Source organism: Rhodococcus sp. CH91, from assembly GCF_022554085.1.
Classification (GTDB): domain Bacteria; phylum Actinomycetota; class Actinomycetes; order Mycobacteriales; family Mycobacteriaceae; genus Rhodococcus.
Genome location: NZ_JAKFYR010000006.1, coordinates 1 through 21442 on the forward strand (window position 1 = coordinate 1; position 21442 = coordinate 21442).

General features: G+C 67.4%; 23 protein-coding genes. 10 read left to right on the forward strand and 13 right to left on the reverse strand.

Features of this window, described 5'->3' with window-relative positions:
• Window positions 1–1018 (reverse strand): cbb3-type cytochrome c oxidase subunit I (locus MOM01_RS12945; protein ID WP_241385845.1); only part of this gene is annotated, 1018 nt, incomplete at its 3' end.
• Between the two features lie 340 nt (window positions 1019–1358).
• Between MOM01_RS12945 and MOM01_RS12950 the strand changes: the two genes are divergently transcribed.
• Together MOM01_RS12950 and MOM01_RS12955 are read left to right on the forward strand one after the other, a co-directional pair.
• Complete coding sequence (locus MOM01_RS12950) at window positions 1359–2417, forward strand: ABC transporter substrate-binding protein (protein ID WP_241385846.1); 1059 nt, start codon at window positions 1359–1361, stop codon at window positions 2415–2417.
• Between the two features lie 46 nt (window positions 2418–2463).
• The gene (locus MOM01_RS12955) at window positions 2464–2940 is read left to right on the forward strand and encodes an NUDIX hydrolase (protein ID WP_241385847.1); all 477 of its coding nucleotides are present in this window, start codon (window positions 2464–2466) and stop codon (window positions 2938–2940) included.
• Window positions 2941–3014: 74 nt separating this feature from the next.
• Here the strand turns inward: MOM01_RS12955 and nrdF are convergent, their stop codons facing one another.
• The 7 genes from nrdF to MOM01_RS12990 form a co-directional block, all read right to left on the reverse strand.
• Window positions 3015–4016 carry a class 1b ribonucleoside-diphosphate reductase subunit beta gene (gene nrdF / locus MOM01_RS12960; protein ID WP_241385848.1) on the reverse strand — a complete coding sequence of 334 codons (1002 nt, stop codon included), beginning with the start codon at window positions 4014–4016 and terminating at the stop codon, window positions 3015–3017.
• A 52-nt stretch (window positions 4017–4068) separates the two neighbouring features.
• On the reverse strand, window positions 4069–6234 hold the full coding sequence (gene nrdE, locus MOM01_RS12965; RefSeq protein WP_374112300.1) for a class 1b ribonucleoside-diphosphate reductase subunit alpha: 2166 nt from the start codon (window positions 6232–6234) through the stop codon (window positions 4069–4071).
• Window positions 6235–6318: 84 nt separating this feature from the next.
• The gene (gene nrdI / locus MOM01_RS12970) at window positions 6319–6771 is read right to left on the reverse strand and encodes a class Ib ribonucleoside-diphosphate reductase assembly flavoprotein NrdI (protein WP_241385849.1); all 453 of its coding nucleotides are present in this window, start codon (window positions 6769–6771) and stop codon (window positions 6319–6321) included.
• Window positions 6772–6876: 105 nt separating this feature from the next.
• Window positions 6877–7107, reverse strand: a complete 231-nt coding sequence (locus tag MOM01_RS12975) for a redoxin NrdH (RefSeq protein ID WP_241385850.1) — start codon at window positions 7105–7107, stop codon at window positions 6877–6879.
• 564 nt (window positions 7108–7671) lie between these two features.
• A complete protein-coding gene (locus tag MOM01_RS12980; RefSeq protein ID WP_241385851.1) occupies window positions 7672–9795 on the reverse strand; it encodes a xanthine dehydrogenase family protein molybdopterin-binding subunit in 2124 nt (707 codons plus the stop codon).
• Window positions 9792–10793 (reverse strand): FAD binding domain-containing protein, encoded by a 1002-nt coding sequence (locus tag MOM01_RS12985; protein WP_241385852.1) that lies wholly within the window; start codon window positions 10791–10793, stop codon window positions 9792–9794. Before MOM01_RS12985 ends, MOM01_RS12980 begins: the two co-directional genes overlap by 4 nt.
• Window positions 10790–11377, reverse strand: a complete 588-nt coding sequence (locus MOM01_RS12990) for a 2Fe-2S iron-sulfur cluster-binding protein (protein WP_241385853.1) — start codon at window positions 11375–11377, stop codon at window positions 10790–10792. Before MOM01_RS12990 ends, MOM01_RS12985 begins: the two co-directional genes overlap by 4 nt.
• Before the next feature lie 154 nt (window positions 11378–11531).
• Here MOM01_RS12990 and fepB point away from each other — a divergent pair, with 154 nt between their 5' ends.
• Window positions 11532–12563 carry a Fe2+-enterobactin ABC transporter substrate-binding protein gene (gene fepB, locus MOM01_RS12995; RefSeq protein WP_241385854.1) on the forward strand — a complete coding sequence of 344 codons (1032 nt, stop codon included), beginning with the start codon at window positions 11532–11534 and terminating at the stop codon, window positions 12561–12563.
• Between the two features lie 52 nt (window positions 12564–12615).
• Here the strand turns inward: fepB and MOM01_RS13000 are convergent, their stop codons facing one another.
• Entirely contained in the window at window positions 12616–13173 is a 558-nt protein-coding gene (locus MOM01_RS13000; RefSeq protein WP_241385855.1) for an NAD(P)H-dependent oxidoreductase, read from the reverse strand.
• Between the two features lie 90 nt (window positions 13174–13263).
• Between MOM01_RS13000 and MOM01_RS13005 the strand changes: the two genes are divergently transcribed.
• Genes MOM01_RS13005 through MOM01_RS13015 form a run of 3 tightly spaced genes read left to right on the forward strand, consistent with a single transcriptional unit; the run spans window position 13264 to window position 15144 of the window.
• Entirely contained in the window at window positions 13264–13899 is a 636-nt protein-coding gene (locus MOM01_RS13005; protein ID WP_241385856.1) for a TetR/AcrR family transcriptional regulator, read from the forward strand.
• A 4-nt stretch (window positions 13900–13903) separates the two neighbouring features.
• A complete protein-coding gene (locus tag MOM01_RS13010; RefSeq protein ID WP_241385857.1) occupies window positions 13904–14695 on the forward strand; it encodes an META domain-containing protein in 792 nt (263 codons plus the stop codon).
• A 23-nt stretch (window positions 14696–14718) separates the two neighbouring features.
• Complete coding sequence (locus MOM01_RS13015) at window positions 14719–15144, forward strand: META domain-containing protein (RefSeq protein ID WP_241385858.1); 426 nt, start codon at window positions 14719–14721, stop codon at window positions 15142–15144.
• 12 nt (window positions 15145–15156) lie between these two features.
• Here the strand turns inward: MOM01_RS13015 and MOM01_RS13020 are convergent, their stop codons facing one another.
• Both MOM01_RS13020 and MOM01_RS13025 read right to left on the reverse strand, forming a co-directional pair.
• Complete coding sequence (locus tag MOM01_RS13020; protein ID WP_241385859.1) at window positions 15157–15705, reverse strand: nucleosidase; 549 nt, start codon at window positions 15703–15705, stop codon at window positions 15157–15159.
• Window positions 15702–16481: a fructosamine kinase family protein gene (locus MOM01_RS13025; RefSeq protein WP_241385860.1), complete on the reverse strand. Its 780-nt coding sequence runs from the start codon at window positions 16479–16481 to the stop codon at window positions 15702–15704. The genes MOM01_RS13020 and MOM01_RS13025 overlap by 4 nt, the downstream gene beginning before the upstream one ends.
• 74 nt (window positions 16482–16555) lie before the next feature.
• Here MOM01_RS13025 and nadE point away from each other — a divergent pair, with 74 nt between their 5' ends.
• A complete protein-coding gene (nadE, locus tag MOM01_RS13030) occupies window positions 16556–17392 on the forward strand; it encodes an ammonia-dependent NAD(+) synthetase (protein ID WP_241385861.1) in 837 nt (278 codons plus the stop codon).
• Here the strand turns inward: nadE and MOM01_RS13035 are convergent.
• Both MOM01_RS13035 and moaA read right to left on the reverse strand, forming a co-directional pair.
• The gene (locus tag MOM01_RS13035) at window positions 17389–17667 is read right to left on the reverse strand and encodes a MoaD/ThiS family protein (protein WP_241385862.1); all 279 of its coding nucleotides are present in this window, start codon (window positions 17665–17667) and stop codon (window positions 17389–17391) included. The two genes, nadE and MOM01_RS13035, sit on opposite strands and share 4 nt — an antisense overlap.
• On the reverse strand, window positions 17660–18718 hold the full coding sequence (moaA, locus tag MOM01_RS13040; RefSeq protein ID WP_241385863.1) for a GTP 3',8-cyclase MoaA: 1059 nt from the start codon (window positions 18716–18718) through the stop codon (window positions 17660–17662). Before moaA ends, MOM01_RS13035 begins: the two co-directional genes overlap by 8 nt.
• A gap of 124 nt (window positions 18719–18842) precedes the next feature.
• Here moaA and MOM01_RS13045 point away from each other — a divergent pair, with 124 nt between their 5' ends.
• Genes MOM01_RS13045 through MOM01_RS13055 form a run of 3 tightly spaced genes read left to right on the forward strand, consistent with a single transcriptional unit; the run spans window position 18843 to window position 21440 of the window.
• Window positions 18843–20033, forward strand: a complete 1191-nt coding sequence (locus MOM01_RS13045) for a molybdopterin molybdotransferase MoeA (protein ID WP_241385864.1) — start codon at window positions 18843–18845, stop codon at window positions 20031–20033.
• Window positions 20030–21034: a bifunctional molybdenum cofactor biosynthesis protein MoaC/MoaB gene (gene moaCB, locus MOM01_RS13050; protein ID WP_241385865.1), complete on the forward strand. Its 1005-nt coding sequence runs from the start codon at window positions 20030–20032 to the stop codon at window positions 21032–21034. The genes MOM01_RS13045 and moaCB overlap by 4 nt, the downstream gene beginning before the upstream one ends.
• Entirely contained in the window at window positions 21027–21440 is a 414-nt protein-coding gene (locus MOM01_RS13055; RefSeq protein ID WP_241385866.1) for a molybdenum cofactor biosynthesis protein MoaE, read from the forward strand. Before moaCB ends, MOM01_RS13055 begins: the two co-directional genes overlap by 8 nt.
• Window positions 21441–21442: the final 2 nt, after the last annotated feature.

Genomic DNA, 21442 nt, shown 5'->3' on the forward strand with positions numbered 1-21442 from the left:
CACCGGTCGGGACCGCGATCAGGAAGGTCATGAAGGCGAAGTACGGCAGCAGCACGGCGCCGGTGGCGTACATGTGGTGCGCCCACACTGCGATCGACAGCGCCGCGATGGCCATCGTGGCGTAGACCAGACCCGTGTAACCGAAGATCGGCTTCCGGGAGAAGACCGGGAAGATCTCCGAGACGATGCCGAAGAACGGCAGCGCGATGACGTAGACCTCGGGGTGACCGAAGAACCAGAACAGGTGCTGCCACAGAAGCACGCCGCCGGTGGCCGGATCGTAGATGTGGCCACCGAGGTGACGGTCGACGAACAAACCCATGAAGGCGGCGGTCAGCAGCGGGAACACGAGCAGGATCAGCAAGCTGGTGATCAGGATGTTCCAGGTGAAGATCGGCATCCGGAACATGGTCATGCCCGGTGCACGCATGCACACCACGGTGGTGATGAAGTTGACGCCACCGAGGATGGTGCCCAGACCCATCACGCCGAGGCCGAGGATCCAGAAGTCGGCGCCGACACCCGGAGAGTGGATCTCACTGGTGAGCGGCGTGTAGGCCGTCCAGCCGAAGTCCGCAGCGCCGCCGGGGGTGACGAAACCGAGCATGACGATCGTCGCGCCGAACAGGTACAGCCAGTAGCTGAAGGCGTTCAGACGCGGGAACGCGACATCGGGAGCACCGATCTGCAGCGGCAGGATGTAGTTCGCGAAGCCGAAGACGACCGGCGTCGCGTACATCAGCAGCATGATCGTGCCGTGCATGGTGAACAGCTGGTTGAACTGCTCGTTCGACAGGAACTGCAGGCCGGGGACCGCGAGCTCGGTGCGCATCAGCAGGGCCATCAGGCCGCCGATGAGGAAGAAGGCGAACGAGGTGACCAGGTACATGATCCCCAACATCTTGGGATCTGTGGTCGTGATCATCTTGTAGATGAACGAACCCTTGGGTCCCTGCCGCGGCGGGTACGGCCTTGCTGCAGCTATCTCTGGGACTGGCTGGGGCGCTACGGCAGTCACTAATCCTCCTGAATGCGCGCTCGACCTCGGGCTGGAGGCGAACGGTCTCTGGCTTGCGCTCATCGAATCGTAGACCCTCCCCGAAACGGTCGCCCTCCGGGTCCTACTCAGTGTCGTATTCGACGTGTGACGCTACCTGGGCAGGAGCACACAACCACCATCCGAGCCTGTGCCACACCTCACAGTCGGCAGCCACAGGCGCTGACACACGCACCGCGGAGCTGGGACGAAGGACCCACCGAACTCCCGTCGACCTCGCGGACACCTTCGGAATCGACCGACACCGACGGGATAGCCTGAGCCGTCCGATCCGAGCAGCGTCCTACAGGAGTGGTCCGACGTGATTTCCGTGCACCGGTCACGAGCAGTGCTCGTCGCAGCCGTCGCTGCGGTGGCGACAACTCTGGCCGGGTGCTCCACCCCGCCCGACGACGACGCATCCGAGATCGTGCGCACCACGACTCGTATCGCCGGAGCGTCCGTCGTGGGTATCGACCGGGACACCTCCACCGCGTGCGCCCTGCCCTCCCCTCTCGATCCGGGACAACCGGCGAACGGCACCCGGACGGTCCTGCACACCGCGGGACGGTCGGACGTTCCCGTCGACCCGCAGCGGATCGTCGTCCTCGACACCGCCGCACTCGACGCGGTCTGCGCGCTCGGTCTGTGGGAACGCGTCGTCGGAGCGAGCGCCGAGGTCTCCGGACGGCCGGAATATCTGGGTACCGGAATCGGCGAGTTGCCGGCCGTCGGAGCGGCGGGCGCCCCGGACGTCGCGGCGATCGAGCGCGCCCGACCGGACGTGATCCTCGGTTCCTCCACCGATCCCGACGCCTACACCTCCCTGAACGCTGTCGCTCCCACCGTGCTGGTCGGCTCCGACCCGGTGTTCTGGCGGGAACAGTTCCTGCGCGTCGGCGAGGCGCTCGGACGCACGGACGCGGCTCGGCGTGTGCTCGACGACTACACGACGGCAGCGCGTGAACTGGGCCGCGAACTGGCCTCGCCCCAGACCCAGGCATCGATCGTCCGGTTCACGCCCGACGGGCCGACTGTGGAAGGCACGGCCTCGTTCGCCGGTCAGGTGCTCGGCGATCTCGGGGCCGCGCGGCCGCCCGCTCAGCGGTTCGCGGTGGTCGAGGGACGCCCGTGGCAGCCCGTCGACACCGCGGACCCCGCTGCGGCGGACGGCGACGTGATCTTCGTCCGTTTCGCCGGCGAGGAAGGGCTCGAGCGCGGCACGGAATACATGCGGACCGACGAATGGCTCGACCTCGGTGCCGTCCGCGACAACCGGCTGTTCTCTGTGAGCGACGACGTGTGGTCGACGCCCGGGCCCGTCGCCGCGCGCGCGATCCTCACCGACCTGACACACACACTCAACGGATACTCGAGCTGATCGCCTCGTCCGGCGCCGTGACGGATCCCGGTATAGAAACGAGGGCGTGCCGATACCCGAATTCGTCGTCCAACTCCGCTCGCATGTAGGAACCGCTCCCCTGTGGCTTCCGGGGGTGAGCGCGATCGTCATGGACGACGCCGGTCGCGTACTGCTCACCCGGCGCGCCGACAACGGCATGTGGGCGGTGGTGTCCGGAATCCTCGAGCCCGGCGAGGAACCCGCGGTCGCCGCCGTGCGGGAGGTACTCGAGGAAACAGGGGTCGACGCCGAGGTCGTCCGGTTGACGAGTGTGGACGTCACCGCGCCCATCACCTACCCCAACGGGGATGTCGCCCGGTATCTCGACGTCTGCTTCCTGCTGCGCGCCATCGGCGGACGCGCGCGGGTGGCCGACGACGAGAACCTCGAGGTCGCGTGGTTCGCGCCGGACGCACTGCCGGAACCACTAACCGACACCTCGCGCCTGCGGTTGGAGAAGGCGCTCGCAGGTCGCGCGGAGGCGTGGTTCCGTCACAGCTGACCCGGATTCGCCGACGGCCGGCCGGCCCCACTCCGAGGAGAGGAGACCGGCCGGCCGTCGGTGAGCGGTTCGGGTCAGAAGTCCCAGTCGTCGTCTTCCGTGACGACGGCCTTGCCGATCACGTACGAGCTACCCGAACCGGAGAAGAAGTCGTGGTTCTCGTCGGCATTCGGGGACAGCGCGGACAGGATGGCCGGGTTGACGTCCGTCTCGTCCTTGGGGAACAGCGCCTCGTATCCGAGATTCATGAGCGCCTTGTTGGCGTTGTACCGCAGGAACTTCTTGACGTCCTCGGTCAGGCCGACCTGGTCGTAGAGATCTGCCGTGTAGTGGGTCTCGTTGTCGTACAGCTCGTAGAGCAGTTCGAAGACCCAGTCCTTGAGCTCGTCGCGCTCGGTCTGGGTGATCTTCTCCAGGCCGCGCTGGTACTTGTACCCGATGTAGTAGCCGTGGACGGCCTCGTCACGGATGATCAAGCGGATCATGTCGGCGGTGTTGGTGAGCTTCGCCCGCGACGACCAGTACATCGGCAGGTAGAAGCCCGAGTAGAAGAGGAACGACTCGAGGAGAGTCGACGCCGCCTTACGCTTGAGCGGGTCGTCGCCCTTGTAGTAGTCGAGGATGATCTGCGCCTTGCGCTGCAGGTGCTCGTTCTCCTCCGACCAGCGGAAAGCGTCGTCGATCTGCCGGCTCGAGCACAACGTCGAGAAGATCTGCGAGTAGCTCTTCGCGTGCACCGACTCCATGAAGGCGATGTTGGTCAGCACCGCTTCCTCGTGCGGGGTAACCGCATCGGGGATCAGCGAGACCGCACCGACCGTGCCCTGGATGGTGTCGAGGAGCGTCAGGCCCGTGAAGACCCGCATCGTCAGTTCCTGCTCGTATTCGGTGAGGGTGCCCCACGACTGGATGTCGTTGGAGACGGGCACCTTCTCCGGGAGCCAGAAGTTGCCGGTGAGGCGATCCCAGACCTCGGCGTCCTTGTCGTCGGGAACGCGGTTCCAGTTGATCGCGGAGACGCGATCGATGAGTTTGACGCGCACGCCGTCGGCCGGCGAGTGAGCTGCTGCAGTCATCGGTTACCTACCTGAATTGTGTGCTGATGCAAGGACTGTCACGAAGTGCGGATCACAGCATGCAGGAGACGCAGTTCTCCACCTCGGTGCCCTCGAGCGCCATCTGCCGCAGGCGGATGTAGTACAGCGTCTTGATTCCCTTGCGCCACGCGTAGATCTGCGCCTTGTTCACGTCGCGCGTGGTGACCGTGTCCTTGAAGAACAGCGTCAGCGACAGGCCCTGATCGACGTGCTGCGTCGCGGCGGCGTAGGTGTCGATGATCTTCTCGTAGCCGATCTCGTACGCGTCCTGGAAGTACTCGAGGTTGTCGTTCGTCATGTAGGGCGCCGGGTAGTAGACACGCCCGATCTTGCCCTCCTTGCGGATCTCGATCTTCGACGCGACCGGGTGGATCGAACTCGTCGAGTGGTTGATGTACGAGATCGAGCCGGTGGGCGGCACCGCCTGCAGGTTCTGGTTGTAGATGCCGTGCTTCTGCACGGACTCCTTCAACTCGCGCCAATCCTGCTGGGTCGGGATGGCGATGTCCGAGGCGGCGAACAGCTGCCGGACGCGCTCGGTGGCCGGCTCCCACACCTGATCGGTGTACTTGTCGAAGAACTCACCCGAGGCGTACTTCGACTCCGGGAATCCCTTGAAGTACGCGCCGCGTTCGATCGCGATCTTGTTCGAGGCGCGCAGAGCGTGGAACAGCACCGTGTAGAAGTAGATGTTCGTGAAGTCGACGCCTTCCTCGGACCCGTAGAAGATGCGCTCACGAGCGAGGAAGCCGTGCAGATTCATCTGACCGAGGCCGATGGCGTGGGATTCGTTGTTGCCACGCTCGATCGACGGGACCGAGGCGATGCTCGTCTGGTCGGAGACCGCCGTCAGGCCGCGGATGGCGACCTCGATGGTCTGGGCGAAGTCGGGCGAGTCCATCGCCTTCGCGATGTTGAGCGACCCGAGATTGCACGAGATGTCCTTGCCGACATGGCTGTAGGACAGGTCGTCGTTGTACTCCGAGGGCGTCGAGACCTGCAGGATCTCCGAGCACAGGTTCGAGTGGGTGATCTTGCCGGCGATCGGGTTGGCCCGGTTCACCGTGTCCTCGAACATGATGTACGGGTAGCCGGATTCGAACTGCAGCTCCGCGACGGTCTGGAAGAACTCGCGCGCCTTGATCTTCGACTTGCGGATGCGCTTGTCGTCGACCATCTCGTAGTACTTCTCGGTGACGTCGATGTCGGCGAAGGGCTTTCCGTAGACGCGCTCGACGTCGTACGGCGAGAACAGGTACATGTCCTCGTTCTTCTTCGCCAGCTCGAACGTGATGTCGGGGATGACGATGCCGAGCGAGAGGGTCTTGATGCGGATCTTCTCGTCCGCGTTCTCACGCTTGGTGTCGAGGAAGCGGTAGATGTCCGGGTGGTGCGCGTGCAGGTAGACCGCACCGGCACCCTGACGGGCCCCGAGCTGGTTGGCGTAGGAGAAGGAGTCCTCGAGCAGCTTCATGATGGGGATGACGCCGGAGGACTGGTTCTCGATCTTCTTGATCGGGGCGCCGTGCTCGCGGATGTTGCTGAGCAGCAGAGCGACTCCGCCGCCGCGCTTGGACAGCTGCAGAGCGGAGTTGATGGCGCGGCCGATCGACTCCATGTTGTCCTCGATGCGAAGAAGGAAGCACGAGACGGGCTCGCCGCGCTGCTTCTTTCCCGAATTGAGGAAGGTGGGGGTCGCGGGCTGGAAGCGACCGGAGATGATCTCGTCGACGAGGTGCCGGGCGAGGATCTCGTCGCCGTCGGCGAGCGTCAGCGCGACCATGCACACACGGTCCTCGAACCGCTCGAGGTACCGCTTGCCGTCGAAGGTCTTGAGCGTGTACGAGGTGTAATACTTGAAAGCGCCGAGGAAGGTCGGGAACCGGAACTTCTTCGAATACGCGTGGTCGAACAGCGATTTGACGAACGACCGCGAGTACTTGTCGAGCACCTCGGGTTCGTAGTAGTTCTCCTCGACGAGATAGTCGAGCTTCTCGTCGAGGTTGTGGAAGAAGACGGTGTTCTGGTTGACGTGCTGCAGGAAGTACTGGCGGGCAGCGGCCACATCCTTGTCGAACTGGATCTCACCGTTGGGGCCGTACAGATTCAACATCGCGTTGAGCGCGTGGTAATCGAGATCTTTGGTCGAGTCGTCGAGGTGCGCGCTCGCAGCGGGAGCGGGATCGGTAATGGTCACAGTGCTGTCCCCACTTGTCGGAGTTAGGAAAACGGCCGCGCAGTCACGTCCGCGACGCGCGTGGAGTACGGATACGGATGTGGCTCAAGCGTTCTGGAGAGCGGACTCCCAGAATCGGGCGAGGCCGTCGCGGACGCGTTCGACGTCGTCGGCCGTGCCCATCAACTCGAATCGGTAGAGATACGGCACCTTGCACTTCCGCGAGACGATGTCTCCCGCGAAACAGTACGAGTCGCCGAAATTGGTGTTGCCCGCCGCGATGACCCCACGGATCAGGCTCCGATTGTGCTCGTTGTTGAGGAATCGGATGACCTGTTTCGGTACATAGCGGGTATCGCGTCCCGTGGCGGTCGTCCCTCCGCCATAGGTGGGCACGATGAGTACGTACGGTTCGGACACCTCGAAGACACCCTCGCGATCGTGCAGAGGGATCCGGCTGGCCGGAATCTCCAATTTCTGCACGAATCGGTGGGTGTTCTCGGATGTACTCGAGAAATACACCAGCGACGTTCCCGGGATCGGCCCCAGCGAAGCCATCGGTAGTCACCACTCTTCATTCGATGTACGAAGACCGGTCCGGACGGACACGAACTCCGGCCGGAGACGACGACGATCGGGTGGGCCGCGAAGGCGACCCGGGGCTCAGGCAGCGACCGTGAGCGCCTTGATGCGGTCGGGGCGGAAACCCGACCAGTGATCGTCACCGGCGACGACGACCGGCGCCTGGAGGTAGCCCAGGGCCATGACGTAATCGCGGGCCTCCGGGTTCTCGCTGATGTCGACGATGTCGTATTCGATACCGGCCTTGTCGAGAGCGCGGTAGGTGGCGGTGCACTGGACGCAGGCAGGCTTGGTGTAGACGGTGATGTTCATGAATGCCCCTTTTCCGACGGCCGTGGGCGGCCTGACGACTGACTGCTGCGCGTTACCCGGAAGCCCACGAATCCGTCCGATCCCGCTTCCCCGAGAGACCGTCGGCACTAGTGGCCTTCCAGCGGTCTAGACACTACACCTTGTGCCCCCGGGATACACAGAACCCAGGATGTTGTGACTTACAAAGCTGATATTCCCAGGTCGCAACCCTCCCTTCCGGCGGCTTTCCGGCGTGTCCCGGCGTGTCGCCGGACGATGTCACGAGAGACCTCGAGCACAGTGTGGCAGGCATCACCGACAGTCCCCCGCGTGCCGCCCTGCGGGCCCCGCCGGGCATGCCGACTCGCCACCCTTCCCCTACCCGGCCCGGCGACGCATGCCCGCGTCGGCATCGGCAACCCGGCGGCCCTACGGCCCACCACGGTGAGCCTGCACCTGGCACCGTCCCCGGATCGTCTCGAAGCCGTGTTCGTCGACGACGGCGCCCGCCCGGGTGGATTTGCGATCGGCCGAGCTCCAGCACTGCCGCCGGGCAGGCACCCGGCGTGTTACCGGTCCGGCGCTTCAGGGCAGGCCGGGCAGTAGGTCGTCGAGCCGCACCGGCAGGTCCCGCACGCGCACTCCTGTCGCGTGCCACAGGGCGTTCACGACCGCCGCTGCGCTTCCGACGATTCCGATCTCACCGATTCCCCGCGAGCCCATGGGTGTCGCGTGCAGATCCTCGTCGTCGAGCCAATCCGCCTCGACCTCCCGGATGTCCGCGTTCGTCGGCACGTGGTATTCGGAGAGATCGTGGTTGACGACGTGCCCGAAACGCGGGTCACGGATGCTCTCCTCGAACAGCGCCATCGAGATACCGAACGACATACCTCCGATGAACTGCGAGCGCGCCGTCCGCGGGTTGATCACCCGGCCGACGGAGAACAGCCCGAACATGCGGGGCACCCGGATCTCACCGGTGTACACGTCCACGTGCACCTCCGCGAAGTGCGCGCCGAAGGACTGGGCACTGTAGTGCTCGAGTTCGCGATTCTCCGCCGCGGTCGCCGACAGCTCGGAGCCCTGGGCGGGATCGTCGCCGAAACGCTTGCCGAATTCCTCGGCGGCCGTGACGATCGCAGTGCCCCAGGACGACGTTCCGGACGATCCGCCGGCCACCGTGCCGTTCGGCAACGCACTGTCCCCGATCTCGAGGTCGACGTCCTCGGGACGGCAACCCAGAGCATCGGCGGCGATGAGCGTGAGCGTGGTCCACGCACCGGTGCCCAGATCGGTCGCTCCGATACGGACGGAGTACCGGCCGTCCCCGAGATACCGGATCAGCGCCTCCGAACCGGGGTTGACCATGTGAGGGTAGGTCGCGACAGCGACTCCGGTCCCGACCAGTGTGTTGCCCCGGCGCCGGGTACCGGGTTCCCGATCGGACGGATCCCATCCGAACCGCCGCGCGCCTTCCCGGAGGCATTCGACGAGCCGTCTCGAGGACCACGGCAGGCCGGACTCCGGATCGGCCTCGGGCTCGTTCCGGATGCGCAACTCGATCGGGTCGATACCGAGTTCGGCAGCGAGCTCGTCCATCGCGACCTCACCGGCGAACATGCCCGGCGCCTCGCCGGGGGCACGCATCCAGAAGGGTGCGGGGACGTCGAGTGTGATCGCCCGATGAGAGGTGCGGACGTTGGCGACGTCGTAGAGATTACGGGACGGCACCGCGGCCTGCTCGACGAATTCGGTGACCCGGGAGGACTGTGTGAACGCCTCGTGCACGAGGCCCTTCAGCCTGCCCTCGCGGTCCGCTGCGAGCTTGATCCGCGAGGCCGTCGGGGCACGGTAGCCGACGTAGCCGAACATATCCTGGCGCGAGACGGCGAACTTCACCGGACGATCCGGAAGAGACTGTGCGGCAAGGCCACCGAGTACATCGTGCGCGTGCGGTCCGCCCTTCGAGCCGAATCCCCCACCGATGTACGGGCAGATCACCCGCATACCCTCCGGTTCCAGTCCGAACACCGGGGCGAGGGTGCCGACGACACCGTGCGGGTGCTGCGTCGAGGTGTACAGGGTCAGCGTCGGCTCACCGGAATCCCCGTCCGAGGACACGGAATCGCTCATCCACACCGCGACGACGGTGTGCGGTTCCAGCGGATTGTTGTGCTCTTCCGGCGTGGAGTACCACCGGTCCAGCACGATGTCGGCGCGGGCGAAGGCGGTGTCGACATCGCCTCGCGCGGTATCGGGTTCGTAGCCGCCGTTGACCGTCTCGGGGGTGTAGGCGTCGGGATGGTCGGGGCGGAACACCACGTCGTGCGGTTGCTCGCTGTACTCGACCTCGAGCAGGGAGCACGCTTCGCGGGCGATCTCGGCACTCTCGGCGACGACTGCTGCGACGATCTGCCCTCGGTACAGCACCTCGGGTGTCTGCAGCACGGAGTATTCGCCCTCCGCCTCGTCGGTGAGCCTCGGGGCGTTCCACGGCGTGAGCACCTTCAGCACCCCGGGTAGCTGTTCTGCTGCGGTGGTGTCGATCCGCTCGACGCGTCCCCGCGCGATGTTCGAGACCAGGGGTACGAGATAGGCGGGGTCGTCGACCGGGTGCTCGTACGCATAGGGCGCCGTCCCGGCGACCTTCGCCGGTCCGTCGATTCGTGCGGTGGAGCGTCCGCCCGCTCGGATCGGCTCGGGGCTCATGCGGATTCACCTCGCTCGCGTCGTTCGTCGAGTTCACGCAGGGTCGCCACGACGGTGCGTCGCAGCAGCGGGATCTTGTAGGCGTTGCCGTCGAGAGGCTGCGCGTCGGCGAGTTCGGCGTCGGCCGCGGCGGCGAAGATCTCAGCGGTGGGCCGCTGCCCGAGCAGTGCGGCTTCTGCGCGGTGTGCCCGCCACGGCCGGTGTGCCACTCCTCCGAACGCGATGCGGCAGCCCGTGATCGCCTCGTCCGCGACCGTCATCTCGGCCGCCACCGAGACCAGCGCGAAAGCATAGGACGCCCGGTCGCGCACCTTGCGGTAGGTCGACAGTGAGGTCTGGGGGGCGGGAATCCGGACACCGACGACGAGATCGTCCCGTTCGAGCACGGTGTCGCGCTCCGGGCTGTCGCCAGGGAGCCGGTAGAAGTCCTCCACCGCGACAGCGCGCTCGCCGTCGGGGCCGAGGACCAGGACTTCGGCGTCGAGAGCGAGCAATGCCACCGCCATGTCGGAGGGATGGGTGGCCACACAGTGATCCGAGGCGCCGAGTACGGCGTGGTAGCGGGTGTAGCCACCCAGAGCCGAACAGCCGGTGCCCGGTTCGCGCTTGTTGCAGGCTGTGGTCACATCCCGGAAGTAGGAACAGCGGGTGCGTTGAAGCAGGTTGCCGCCCGTGGTCGCCGCGTTCCGGAGCTGCGGCGAAGCGCCGGCGAGCAGGGCTCGCGAGAGCATCGGATAGTTGCTTCGCACGAAGGGATGCGCGGCGAGGTCACTGTTGCGCACGTTGGCGCCCACTCGGATTCCCCCGTCGGCCGTTTCCTCGACGGTGTCGAGCGGGAGGTGGGAGACGTCGACGAGCAGTTCGGGCGTGGCCACGCCGAGTTTGAGGTGGTCGACCAGGTTCGTTCCGCCGGCGAGAAAGACCGCGCCCGGTGTGTCGCGCACGAGGGCGACGGCTGCGGCAGGGTCGGCCGGGCGTTCGTATCGCAAGGATCTCATCGGCCCTCCCCGGCGGACGCGGATGCCGTATCCGCGTCGGTGTCGCGGCCTGCGACCGCGCGGATGGCAGCGACGATGTTCGGATAGGCGGCGCATCGACACAGGTTGCCGCTCATACGCTCCCGGATCTCGTCGTCGTCGAGCTCCGGGGCGGCGTCGAGATCTGCAGTGACGTGACTCGGTGCTCCGTCGGCCAATTCGTCGAACATGCCGACCGCCGAGCAGATCTGACCGGGCGTGCAGTAGCCGCACTGGAACGCATCGTCCTCGATGAACTGCGCCTGGAGCGGATGCAGTCCGCCCTCGGCGAGCCCGGCGGCCGTGACGATCTCGGCTCCGTCGTGCGAGACGGCGAGGCTCAGGCACGAGACGACGCGACGTCCGTCGAGGAGTACGGTGCACGCTCCGCACTGGCCGAGATCGCATCCCTTCTTCGGGGAGGTGATCCCGAGACGGTCACGCAACGCGTCGAGCACGGTGGTGCGGACGTCGATCGGGACACGATGCTCGACTCCGTCGACGTGGAGAACGATGTCGAGATCGGATCCGTGACCGCGGCCGGTCTGCGTATCCCCGGGTGTCATGGGCGAACCTCCGAACGATGGGCTGTGCTCGGGGCATTCCCCTCGGGGGCGGAGTCGAATCGTCGGGCTTCCACGAAGGGACCGGACAGACCCCGAGCAATAAGGTAAACCTCACCTAAGTACTATGCCCTTGCACCAATTTCAGGAGGAACCTTTGTTGCAAAGCCCAATTTCGCGCCGGGCCGTCGGCGCCCGCTTCGTTGCCGCACTCGGCGCACTGACCCTCGGGATCACCCTTACCGCATGTTCGTCCGGTGACGACACGAACACGCCCCCGGCGTCCACCTCCACCGAGGTCACCGGCGAGTGGCCACGGACCGTCGAGACCGCCGACGGACCCGTCACCCTCGAGAGCCGGCCCGAACGCATCGTGTCCACCAGCGTGACGCTGACCGGCTCGCTACTGGCCCTGGACGCACCGCTGATCGGCACCGGCGCTCAGCCTCCGAGCACCGTGACCGACGATGCCGGACTGTTCAGCCAATGGGCGGAGATCGCCGAGGAACGGGACGTCGAGGTGCTCTACCAGGGCGAGCCCAATATCGAGACCATCACGGCCGCAGGCCCGGACCTGATCGTCGTCTCCACCAGCGGCGCGGATTCCGCGTCCGAGAGAGTGGATCTGCTCTCGCAGATCGCGCCCGTTCTCGTCTTCGATTATTCGGACAAGTCGTGGCAGGACCTCACGAGGCAGCTTGCGACCGCCGTCGGGGCCGAGGATCGCGCCGAGGAGCTGATCACCGAGTTCGACGCGACGATCGAGAAGGCCAAGGAGGCGATCGCTCCGGTTCTGGCACAGAACCCCACCCTGAGCATCCTCACCTACAACTCCCCCAACGACTCGCGGATCTTCACCGCCGAATCGGCGCAGGGCCGGCTGGCCGCTCGACTGGGCTTCACCGTCGCCGCCGTCCCCGACGAGGTCGCGCGCCCGGGTGACGGCAATGCGCGATCGGATGTCGTGTCGGTCGCGGTCGAGAACCTTCCGCTCGCACTCACCGGCGACACGACCTTCGTCATCAACGCGACGGATCCCGATGCCGCACGGCTGAAGGCCGATCCGACGCTCGCCTCGGTGCCGTCCGTGGAGAACGACCGGGTCTACGCGCTGGGATACGACAGCTTCCGGCTCGACTACTACAGCGCGAACAACGTCGTCGAGCGCATCGTCGACGCGCTGAGCTGAGCGACAGGGCCGGAAGCCTGAGAAGGGCTTCCGGCCCTGCGACGACCGTCGATCAGGCGTTCGCCGGCACCTTCGTGGCCTCGGCGAGCGCAGCGACGACCGCAGCGATCTGCTGCGAGGTCTCGGCATGCTCCTTGGCGTGCTGTCCGCCGAACTTGCCGAAGGTCTCACCCACCGACAGCGATCCGCCGTCGACGAGCGCGCCACCCGCGATGCCCACGGCCTTGACCGCATCGTCGAGCGCCCACTTCGCGGCGTTCTGGCTGGGCGACTGGCTGACGACGGCGACGGGCTTGCCGCCCAGCGCGCCCGCGCCGTAGGGGCGGGACAGCCAGTCCACGGCGTTCTTGAGCACGGCCGAGACGGTGCCGTTGTACTCGGGCGTGACCAGCAGGACGGCGTCGACCTCGGCAGCTGCGTCACGCAGGGCGACGGCCGCAGCCGGAGCAGCCTCACCGTCGAGGTCCTCGTTGTAGAAGGGGACGTCGGCGAGACCCTCGTACAGGGTCACCTCGACGCCTTCGGCAGCGACGGCAGCGGCGGTCTCGGCGAGCTGCCGGGAGACGGATCCGTCGCGCAGGCTTCCGACAAGGGCGAGAACTCGGGTCATGGGAACATCCTCGGGTCGAAGTAATTGACTACTCAATGATAAACGGACCGCGGTCCATTTCATTCCCCGCCCCCGTTAGAATGTGACCTTGTGAACATTCGCCCCTTGCCTCTGGCGGACGATCTGATCACCGAGCGGGGCGACGCAGCACGCAACCGCGGCCGCCTCCTCGATGCGGCCGCCCTCCTCGTCGCCGAACGCGGCGTCGACGCGATGACGATGGACGCCGTCGCCGCGCGGGCCGGGGTCGGCAAGGGCACGGTCTTCCGCCGGTTCGGTTCACGCGCCGGCCTCCTGCGCGCACTCCTCGACCACAGCGAGCGGGAGTTCCAGCACGGCTTCCTGTTCGGGCCACCGCCACTGGGGCCGGACGCCGCTCCGCTCGAGCGACTCGTGGCCTTCGGACGCGCCCGCATCGAACTCGTGGAGGTCCAGGGCGAACTCCTGCGGGCGGCCGAATCCGCCGCGAACTCCCGCTACATCGCCCCGGCCCATCAGGTCTCGCTCGCCCACGTCGACTCCCTGTTGCGTGCCGCCGGCATCATCGGCGACACCCGCCTGCTCGCGGCATCACTGGTCGCCTCACTCGACGCGACACTCGTCCTCCACCAGTGGCGCGAACTCGGCTACCCGCTCCGTCGGCTCGCGGACAACTGGGCCGAACTCGCCCACCGGATCGTGACCGGAACGAGCGTCTCCCTGCGCGGCGCCCTCGTGGAAGGGTGAGCGCATGATGCACACATTCCGGATACTGGCGTTCGTACCGGTGGCGCTCGTCGTCTCCGCGTGCAGCGCAGGCGGCGAAGCCTCCGACTCCGCCGCTCCCGGCGACCTTCGCGGTCGCACCTTCGTCTCGACGGACGTGACCGGAACACCGATCCCGGGTGGCGGGCCGCTGGTCGTCGAATTCCCCGAGGACGGTCGGATCGCCGCGACCGCCGGATGCAACCGATTCAGCGGAGCAGCCGATCTCGCCGACGGCACCGTGAAGACGGAGAACCTGGCGAGCACGATGATGGCCTGCTCCCCGGACCGCGACGGATCCGATGCGTGGCTCTCCTCGTTGTTCGGGGCCGGGCCCCGCTGGTCGCTGGACGGCACCACGCTCACATTGACCACCGACGACACGACGGTCGCACTCGAGGACGAGAAGGTCGTCGATCCCGATCGGCCGGTCACCGGCACCGAATGGGTGGTGACCTCGCTGCGCACCGCCGACGCCGTCGTCTCGTCCGTCGCGCTCGACGACGCCGCCCCCACTCTCCGGATCGACGAGGACGGCACGGTGACCGGTAGTACGGGCTGCAACGAGTTCGGTGGTTCCGCGGAAGTGGGCGACGGAATGATCCTCTTCGAACCGCTCACGATGACACGTGCGGCGTGCAGAGATCCGGAAGTCACCGGCATCGAGACACACATCCTCGAGGTCCTGGCGGGCGAGGCGACCTACCGCGTGGACGGGTCGTCCCTGAGCCTCACCGCATCGAACGGTACCGACGGGCTGGACCTCACGGCGCGCTGACCCTGATCGGTACCGTGAAAGACATGCCCGGAGCAGTCCGCGTGATCGCTCTCCTCGCACTGAGTTCGCTGCTGTTCTCGTGCGGGCTCGGCGAATCGGATCCCTCGCCGGCCGATCCGACCGGCCGGCGTTACGTGTCCACCGAGGTCGGTGGCCGACCCATCCCCGGGGGTGGTCCCCTCGTGCTGTCCTTCCCCGCCCGGGAGCGTCTCGCCGCCACCGCCGGATGCAACCGGCTCACCGGCACTGTCGACCTGTCCGGTGGGACGATCCGCGCCGGAGCGCTCGCATCCACTCCGATGTCGTGTCCTCCCCGGCTCGACGGCGCCGACGACTGGATGCGCACCCTCTTCGACGGCAGGCCACGGTGGACCCTGGACGGGGACGTCCTCACCCTCACCACGGGCGCTGCGACCGTCACGCTCACCGAACGCGCCGACCGTCGTTGAACGACGTGGAGATCAGTACCGCTCGGCGAGCCACCGCGCGAGTTCTCGTGCACTGCGGTCGACCTGCTGCGGCCAGTCCATCGCGGAGTCGTCCGCGTGGTCGCTCACGTGCTTGACGAGCCGGCACCGCGCGCCCATGCGGCGCGCGGCGAAGGCGACCGCGAACCCTTCCATGTCGACGAGATCGGCGCGGGCTGCCAGCGCATCGCGGATCTGCGCGTCGGAGACGAAGGAATCGCCCGTCGCGAGTACGCTGCCGTCCCCGTCGTCGATCTCGACGACGTCCTCCACGGGGTGCCCGAGGCTTCTCAGGACCTCACTGCTGATGTCGTGGTTGAGGACGGCCGACGGGAGGAACAGACCCGAATGGTGGGTGTGCAGCGCGCCGGCGGTCCCGATGTTGATCACGAGCGGTCGTGCATCGGCTGGATACGAGGCGAGCGCCGACGTGACGGCCACCGCCGCATCCACCTTCCCGATTCCCGTGATCACCGTCTCGTACCGGTCCATGACGTACGCCGCCTCGGATCGGGTGGCGGATACGACGAGGATCCCGTTCAACTGCTGCCTCCGAGTTCGAGTGTCGCGAGAGCTGCCCGGTGCAACGCCCGCCCGTATCCGGCACCGTATCCCGCGGCGTGTACCGCGAGTGGATGGAGCTGGTACATCGGCACCCGCTGCTGCCATCCCGCCCGCAGCGGATGGGCCGACTCGTATCCGTCGACGATCTCGTCGAGCTCCGGGCACCCGAAGAGGGCGAGCATCGCCAGGTCGGTCTCGCGATGACCTCCGTGCGCAGCCGGGTCGATGAGCACCACACCGCTCGGTGACCACAGCACGTTGCCGTTCCACAGATCGCCGTGCAGCCGTGCCGGAGGCTCGTCGTCGTCGTCGAAGGTTCCCTCGGCGACGAGCCCACAGGCGGCGTCGATGTCGCGGCGCTGGGGCTCGGTGACGCTCCCGGCCTCGACCGCGATCCGCAGGAAGGGCAGCACACGCTCGGCGATGTAGAAGGCTCCCCAGTGCGGGTGCACGGTGCGGCTCATCGGACGGCGTCCGATGAACAGCTGCCCGTCGTATCCGTCGGGGGCGGCACCGAAACCACTCGCGCCCGCGTCGTGCATCCGTGCGAGGGCCGCGCCGAATCTCCGCGCGGCGTCGGTGGACGGTGCCACCTCGGGAATCCGTTCGAGCTCGATGTGGTGGGCACCCACCTCCCGGACTTCCGGGACCGGCATACCGGCGGCGGCGAGCCATGCCAGTCCGGCCGCCTCGGCACGGAAGAAGTCGGGATGCGCATGCGGATCGTGTTTGCGGAAGGAGACGCCGGTACTCACCCGTCCGAGTGTGCCCGCCCGCGCTCTTCTCCGTTGTATCGCAGCAGTAACACGAGAGCGCTAGGGTTTTCCGAATGACGAACCTTCGCGATCGGATCATCGAAGAACTCGGGGTGAAACCCTCCATCGACCCTCGCGCCGAGATCGACTCACGCGTGCAGTTTCTCGCCGACTACCTTCGCAGCACACCGGCGAAGGGGTTCGTGCTCGGCATCAGCGGCGGCCAGGACAGCACGCTCGCCGGCAAGCTCACCCAGCTCGCAGCCGAGAAGCTGCGTGCCGAGGGACATCCGGCAGAGTTCGTCGCGGTCCGGCTGCCCTACGGCAAACAGGCCGACGAGCACGACGCCCTCGTCGCCCTCGAGTTCATCGGCGCGGATCGCACCCTCGGAGTCGACGTCAAGCCGGGTGCCGACGCAACCGCCTCGGAGGCCGCGCGGGCGCTCTACGGCACCGAGACGCGCCTGCGCGATTTCGTGCGCGGCAACATCAAGGCACGCGAGCGCATGATGATCCAGTACGCGATCGCCGGTGAACTCGGCCATCTCGTGGTGGGCACCGATCATGCCGCCGAGGCCGTGACCGGCTTCTACACCAAGTACGGCGACGGCGGAGTGGACATCACTCCCCTCGCCGGGCTCACGAAGCGGCAGGGGGCGGCGCTGCTGCGCGAGCTCGGCGCACCGGAGAGCACGTGGATCAAGATCCCCACGGCCGACCTCGAGGACGATCGCCCGGCGCTGCCGGACGAGGAAGCACTCGGCATGAAGTACAGCGAGATCGACGACTACCTCGAAGGCAAGGACGTCACCGCCGAACTGAGCACGCGTCTCGAATCGAAATTTCTGGAGACACGCCACAAGCGCGTGATGCCGGTCGCGCCGTTCGACACCTGGTGGCGCAGCAGTTAACCACCCGCGAAGGGAGGCAGGACGTCCACCCGGGACCCGGCCCGCCGGCCGAGGTCCCGGGTGAGTTCGCCCGATCCCCCGTCACCGGGGCCGAGCAGAAAGGCCGCCACCGACAGGACGCGCTCCATGTCCGCTCCGTAGAGGTCGACGAGGACGGCTCGCAAGGCCTCGAGGTCGGCATCCGGGGACAGGTCGATCGTGTCCTTCTCCCGCCCCGCCGCGTCGGCCGCCGCGGCGAAGTACCGCACCTCGATCCCGGTCGTCACATCAGCCACCGATTGCTCCCATACTGCGCTGCGGCGGTGCGAAATCCGCCGCGTCCATTCCGTGTCCGGCCCACTTGTTCCACATCGCCCCGCGCCACAGCGCAGCGAGTTCGTCGTCACTCGCGCCTCCGCGCAGTGCGGCACGCAGATCGGTCTCCCGATCGCTGAACAGGCAGGAGCGGACCGTGCCCTCGGCGGTCAGGCGCGTGCGGTCGCAGTCGGCGCAGAACGAGCGGGTCACCGACGCGATGATCCCCACCGTCGCCGGGCCCCCGTCGACGAACCAGCGCTCGGCCGGCGCGGACGGATCCTCGCGTTCGGTCTCCGTGAGCGTGAAGCGCTGCCCGAGCACGTCGAGCAGGGCTTCGGCGGACACCATCCGTGCGCGCGCCCAGGTGTGGTCGGCATCGAGAGGCATCTGCTCGATGAACCGCAGTTCCACTCCCTCGGCGAGGCACCACTCGAGCAGGTCCGCCGCCCCCGCGAGGGTCTCCGGCATGAGGACGGCATTGACCTTGATGCGCGCGAAACCGGCCGCCGCGGCCGCGCGGATCCCGGCGAGGACCGAACCGAGACGGTCGCGGCGGGTCAACCGGGCGAAATGCTCGCGGTCGAGGGTGTCGAGCGAGATGTTCACGCGCGTGAGCCCCGCCCCGGCCAGAGCCCGCGCGCGATGCTCGAGCCCCACGCCGTTGGTGGTCAGCGCCATCGGAAGACCGGGCGTCTCGCGCGCGCAGCCGGCGAGGATGTCCTCGAGATCGCGCCGCATGAGCGGTTCACCACCGGTGAAACGCACTTCGTGGACGCCGAGCCGTCCGGTCGCGACACGCACGAGACGCACGATCTCGTCGGTCGTGAGCAGCTTCGCGCGCGGGATCTCCGGGAGGCCTTCGGCGGGCATGCAGTAGGTGCAGCGCAACGAGCACTTCTCCGTGAGCGAGACACGCAGGTCCCGGGCGACGCGACCGAACCGGTCGAGCAGTTCCGGCACGTCGGGCCGGTCGGACACATCGTCTGCGCGATGGCGAACGACGGGGATGCCCATGTCCACCGATGTCATGCGACCACCGCTCTCATACAGCCCAGTATGCCCACTACCGGCGATCACGACACCGTATCGGACGTCGACGGCACGCACGGCGCGTCCAGGGGGTGCCCTGCTCCTGTGTGCCTAGGATGGCGGCATGACGAGCGGCAGACGGTCCGTGGAGGAACACGAACAGCACGTTGCGGCGTTGCTCCGGCCTCTGCACGAGAAGAACACCTCGCGCGTCCCCCTCGCCCACGCACTGCACCGCACCCTGGCGGAGAACATCGACGCGCCGATCGATCTGCCGCCCTTCCGGAACTCGCAGATGGACGGTTACGCGGTACGCGCGGACGATCTCTCGTCGACCCCCGCGATCCTGCCCGTCCAGGGCGTGCTGGCCGCGGGCGACGCGGTCGCAGCGCTCGCGCCGGGACACGCCTTGAAGATCATGACGGGAGCGCCGGTCCCCGACGGAGCGGACGCCGTGATCCCTGTCGAGGACACCCGTATCGACGGAGCCGGGAGTGTCGTCCTCGAACGCCGGGTGACGCCCGGGACCTACGTGCGGGAGGCGGGAACCGACGTCCGCGCAGGTGAACCGCTGCTCCCTGCCGGAACGGTGCTCGCCGCACGGCATATCGCCGCCCTCGCCGCGGTGGGCCTCACCGCGGTCCCCGTCCGTCCGCGCCCGCGGGTCGCGATCATCTCGACCGGCAGTGAACTGGTGACGGCCGGCGGCGAGCTGGGCCCCGGACAGATCTTCAATTCCAACGGACCTGCTCTGGCCGCGAGCGCCTCTGCCAACGGCGCCGACGTCGTGGACGTCGACCACTGCCACGACGATCCGGACGAGTTCGTCAAGATGCTCGACCACGCCGTGAAGGTCGCCGATCTGGTGCTCACCTCCGGTGGAGTGTCGAAGGGTGACTTCGAGGTCGTGAAGGACACGCTCGGACCGCGGGGCGGTGAGTTCGTGTCCGTCGCCATGCAGCCGGGCGGCCCTCAGGGCACCGCGGTGATCGACGGTGTGCCGATCCTGACCTTCCCCGGCAATCCGGTCAGCGCGCTCGTCTCGTTCGAGGTGTTCGCCCGACCGGCGCTGCGGGCTGCCGCCGGATATCCCCCGGCGCCTTCCCGGATCGTGCCGCTCACCGCCGATCTCACGTCGGTGGCGGATCGTCGGCAGTTCCTCCGTGGCCGGCTCGACGAGAACGGCGTGACTCCCTTCCGCGGGCACGGCTCGCACCTCGTCGCCGGTCTCGCCACCGCCGACGTCCTTCTGGACATCCCCGCCGACATCACCTCCCTCGAAGCCGGAGACCTCGTGAAAGTACTGATTCTGTGAGTGATCTCAGCCATCTCGACGACCAGGGACGCGCCCGTATGGTCGACGTGTCGTCGAAGACCGATACCGCCCGGATCGCCGTTGCGGCAGGCGAACTCGTCACCACCCCCGAGGTGGTCGCGCTCGTCCGGGCGGACGGCATGCCGAAGGCCGACGTCCTGGCCACCGCCCGCATCGCGGGAATCGCAGCGGCGAAGCGGACGTGGGAACTGATCCCGCTGTGCCATCAGCTGGCGCTGTCGTCCGTGAAGGTGACCTTCGGTTTCACCGACAACTCGATCACCATCGAGGCGTCGGCGAAGACCACGGGTCCCACCGGTGTCGAGATGGAAGCACTCACCGCCGTCGCCGTCGCCGGGCTGACGCTGCACGACATGGTCAAGGCCGTCGACCCGGCCGCAGTCCTCGACGGTGTCCGGCTCGTGTCCAAGGAAGGCGGCAAGCGAGGGCGGTGGACCCGCGACGAGGTGTCCGCGCCCGTGCAGGCCGAACAACCGGACGCCGCACCGGCAGCGACGTCTGCGACGGGGCGTTCCGCCACGGTGGTCGTCGCCTCGACCGGTGTCGCAGCAGGCACCCGCGAGGACCGCACCGGCCCGCTCATCCGGTCCTGGCTCGAGGACAGGGGATTCGAGGTCCGCGGCCCGGTCGTCTACGCGGATGCCGACATCGCGGCCGGTCTCACCGACGCGGTCCGTCCGGCGCCCGCTCTCGTCGTCACGACGGGCGGGACCGGAGCGTCCCCGACCGACGCCACTCCCGAAGCCACTCTCGCCCTGCTCGATCGCGAACTGCCCGGCATCGCGGACGCGATCCGGCTGCGAGGACTGGACGCCACTCCGCACGCCGTGCTCTCCCGCGGGGTCGCCGGACTCGTCGGGCGCACGGTCGTGGTGAACCTTCCCGGCTCTCCCGGCGGCGTGAAGGACGGTCTCGCCGCCCTCGACCCGATCCTCGATCATCTGCTGGCCCAAGTCGCAGGAGGCGGCGCCCATGAGTGAACTGCTGGCCCGGATCTCCTCGGAGCCGCTGGATCCCGCCGTGGTGGACGCCGCGGTGGCCGGTGCCGAGCACGGAGCGGTCGTGGTCTTCACCGGTGTGGTCCGCAATCACGACGGCGGCCGGTCCGTGAGCGCACTGCAGTATCAGGCGCATCCCGACGCCGAAGCGTTCCTGCGGCGGTGCTGCGAGGACGTCGCCGCGACATCGGGACTGCCGGTCGCGGCCGTGCACCGAGTGGGCGATCTCACCATCGGCGACCTCGCGCTGGTCGCGGCCGTCGCCGCTCCGCACCGCGCCGAAGCGTTCACCACGTGCGCCGAACTGGTGGAACGCATCAAATCCGAGGTGCCCATCTGGAAACGCCAGCACTTCCCCACCGGCGTCTCCGAATGGGTGGGTCTGTAGCT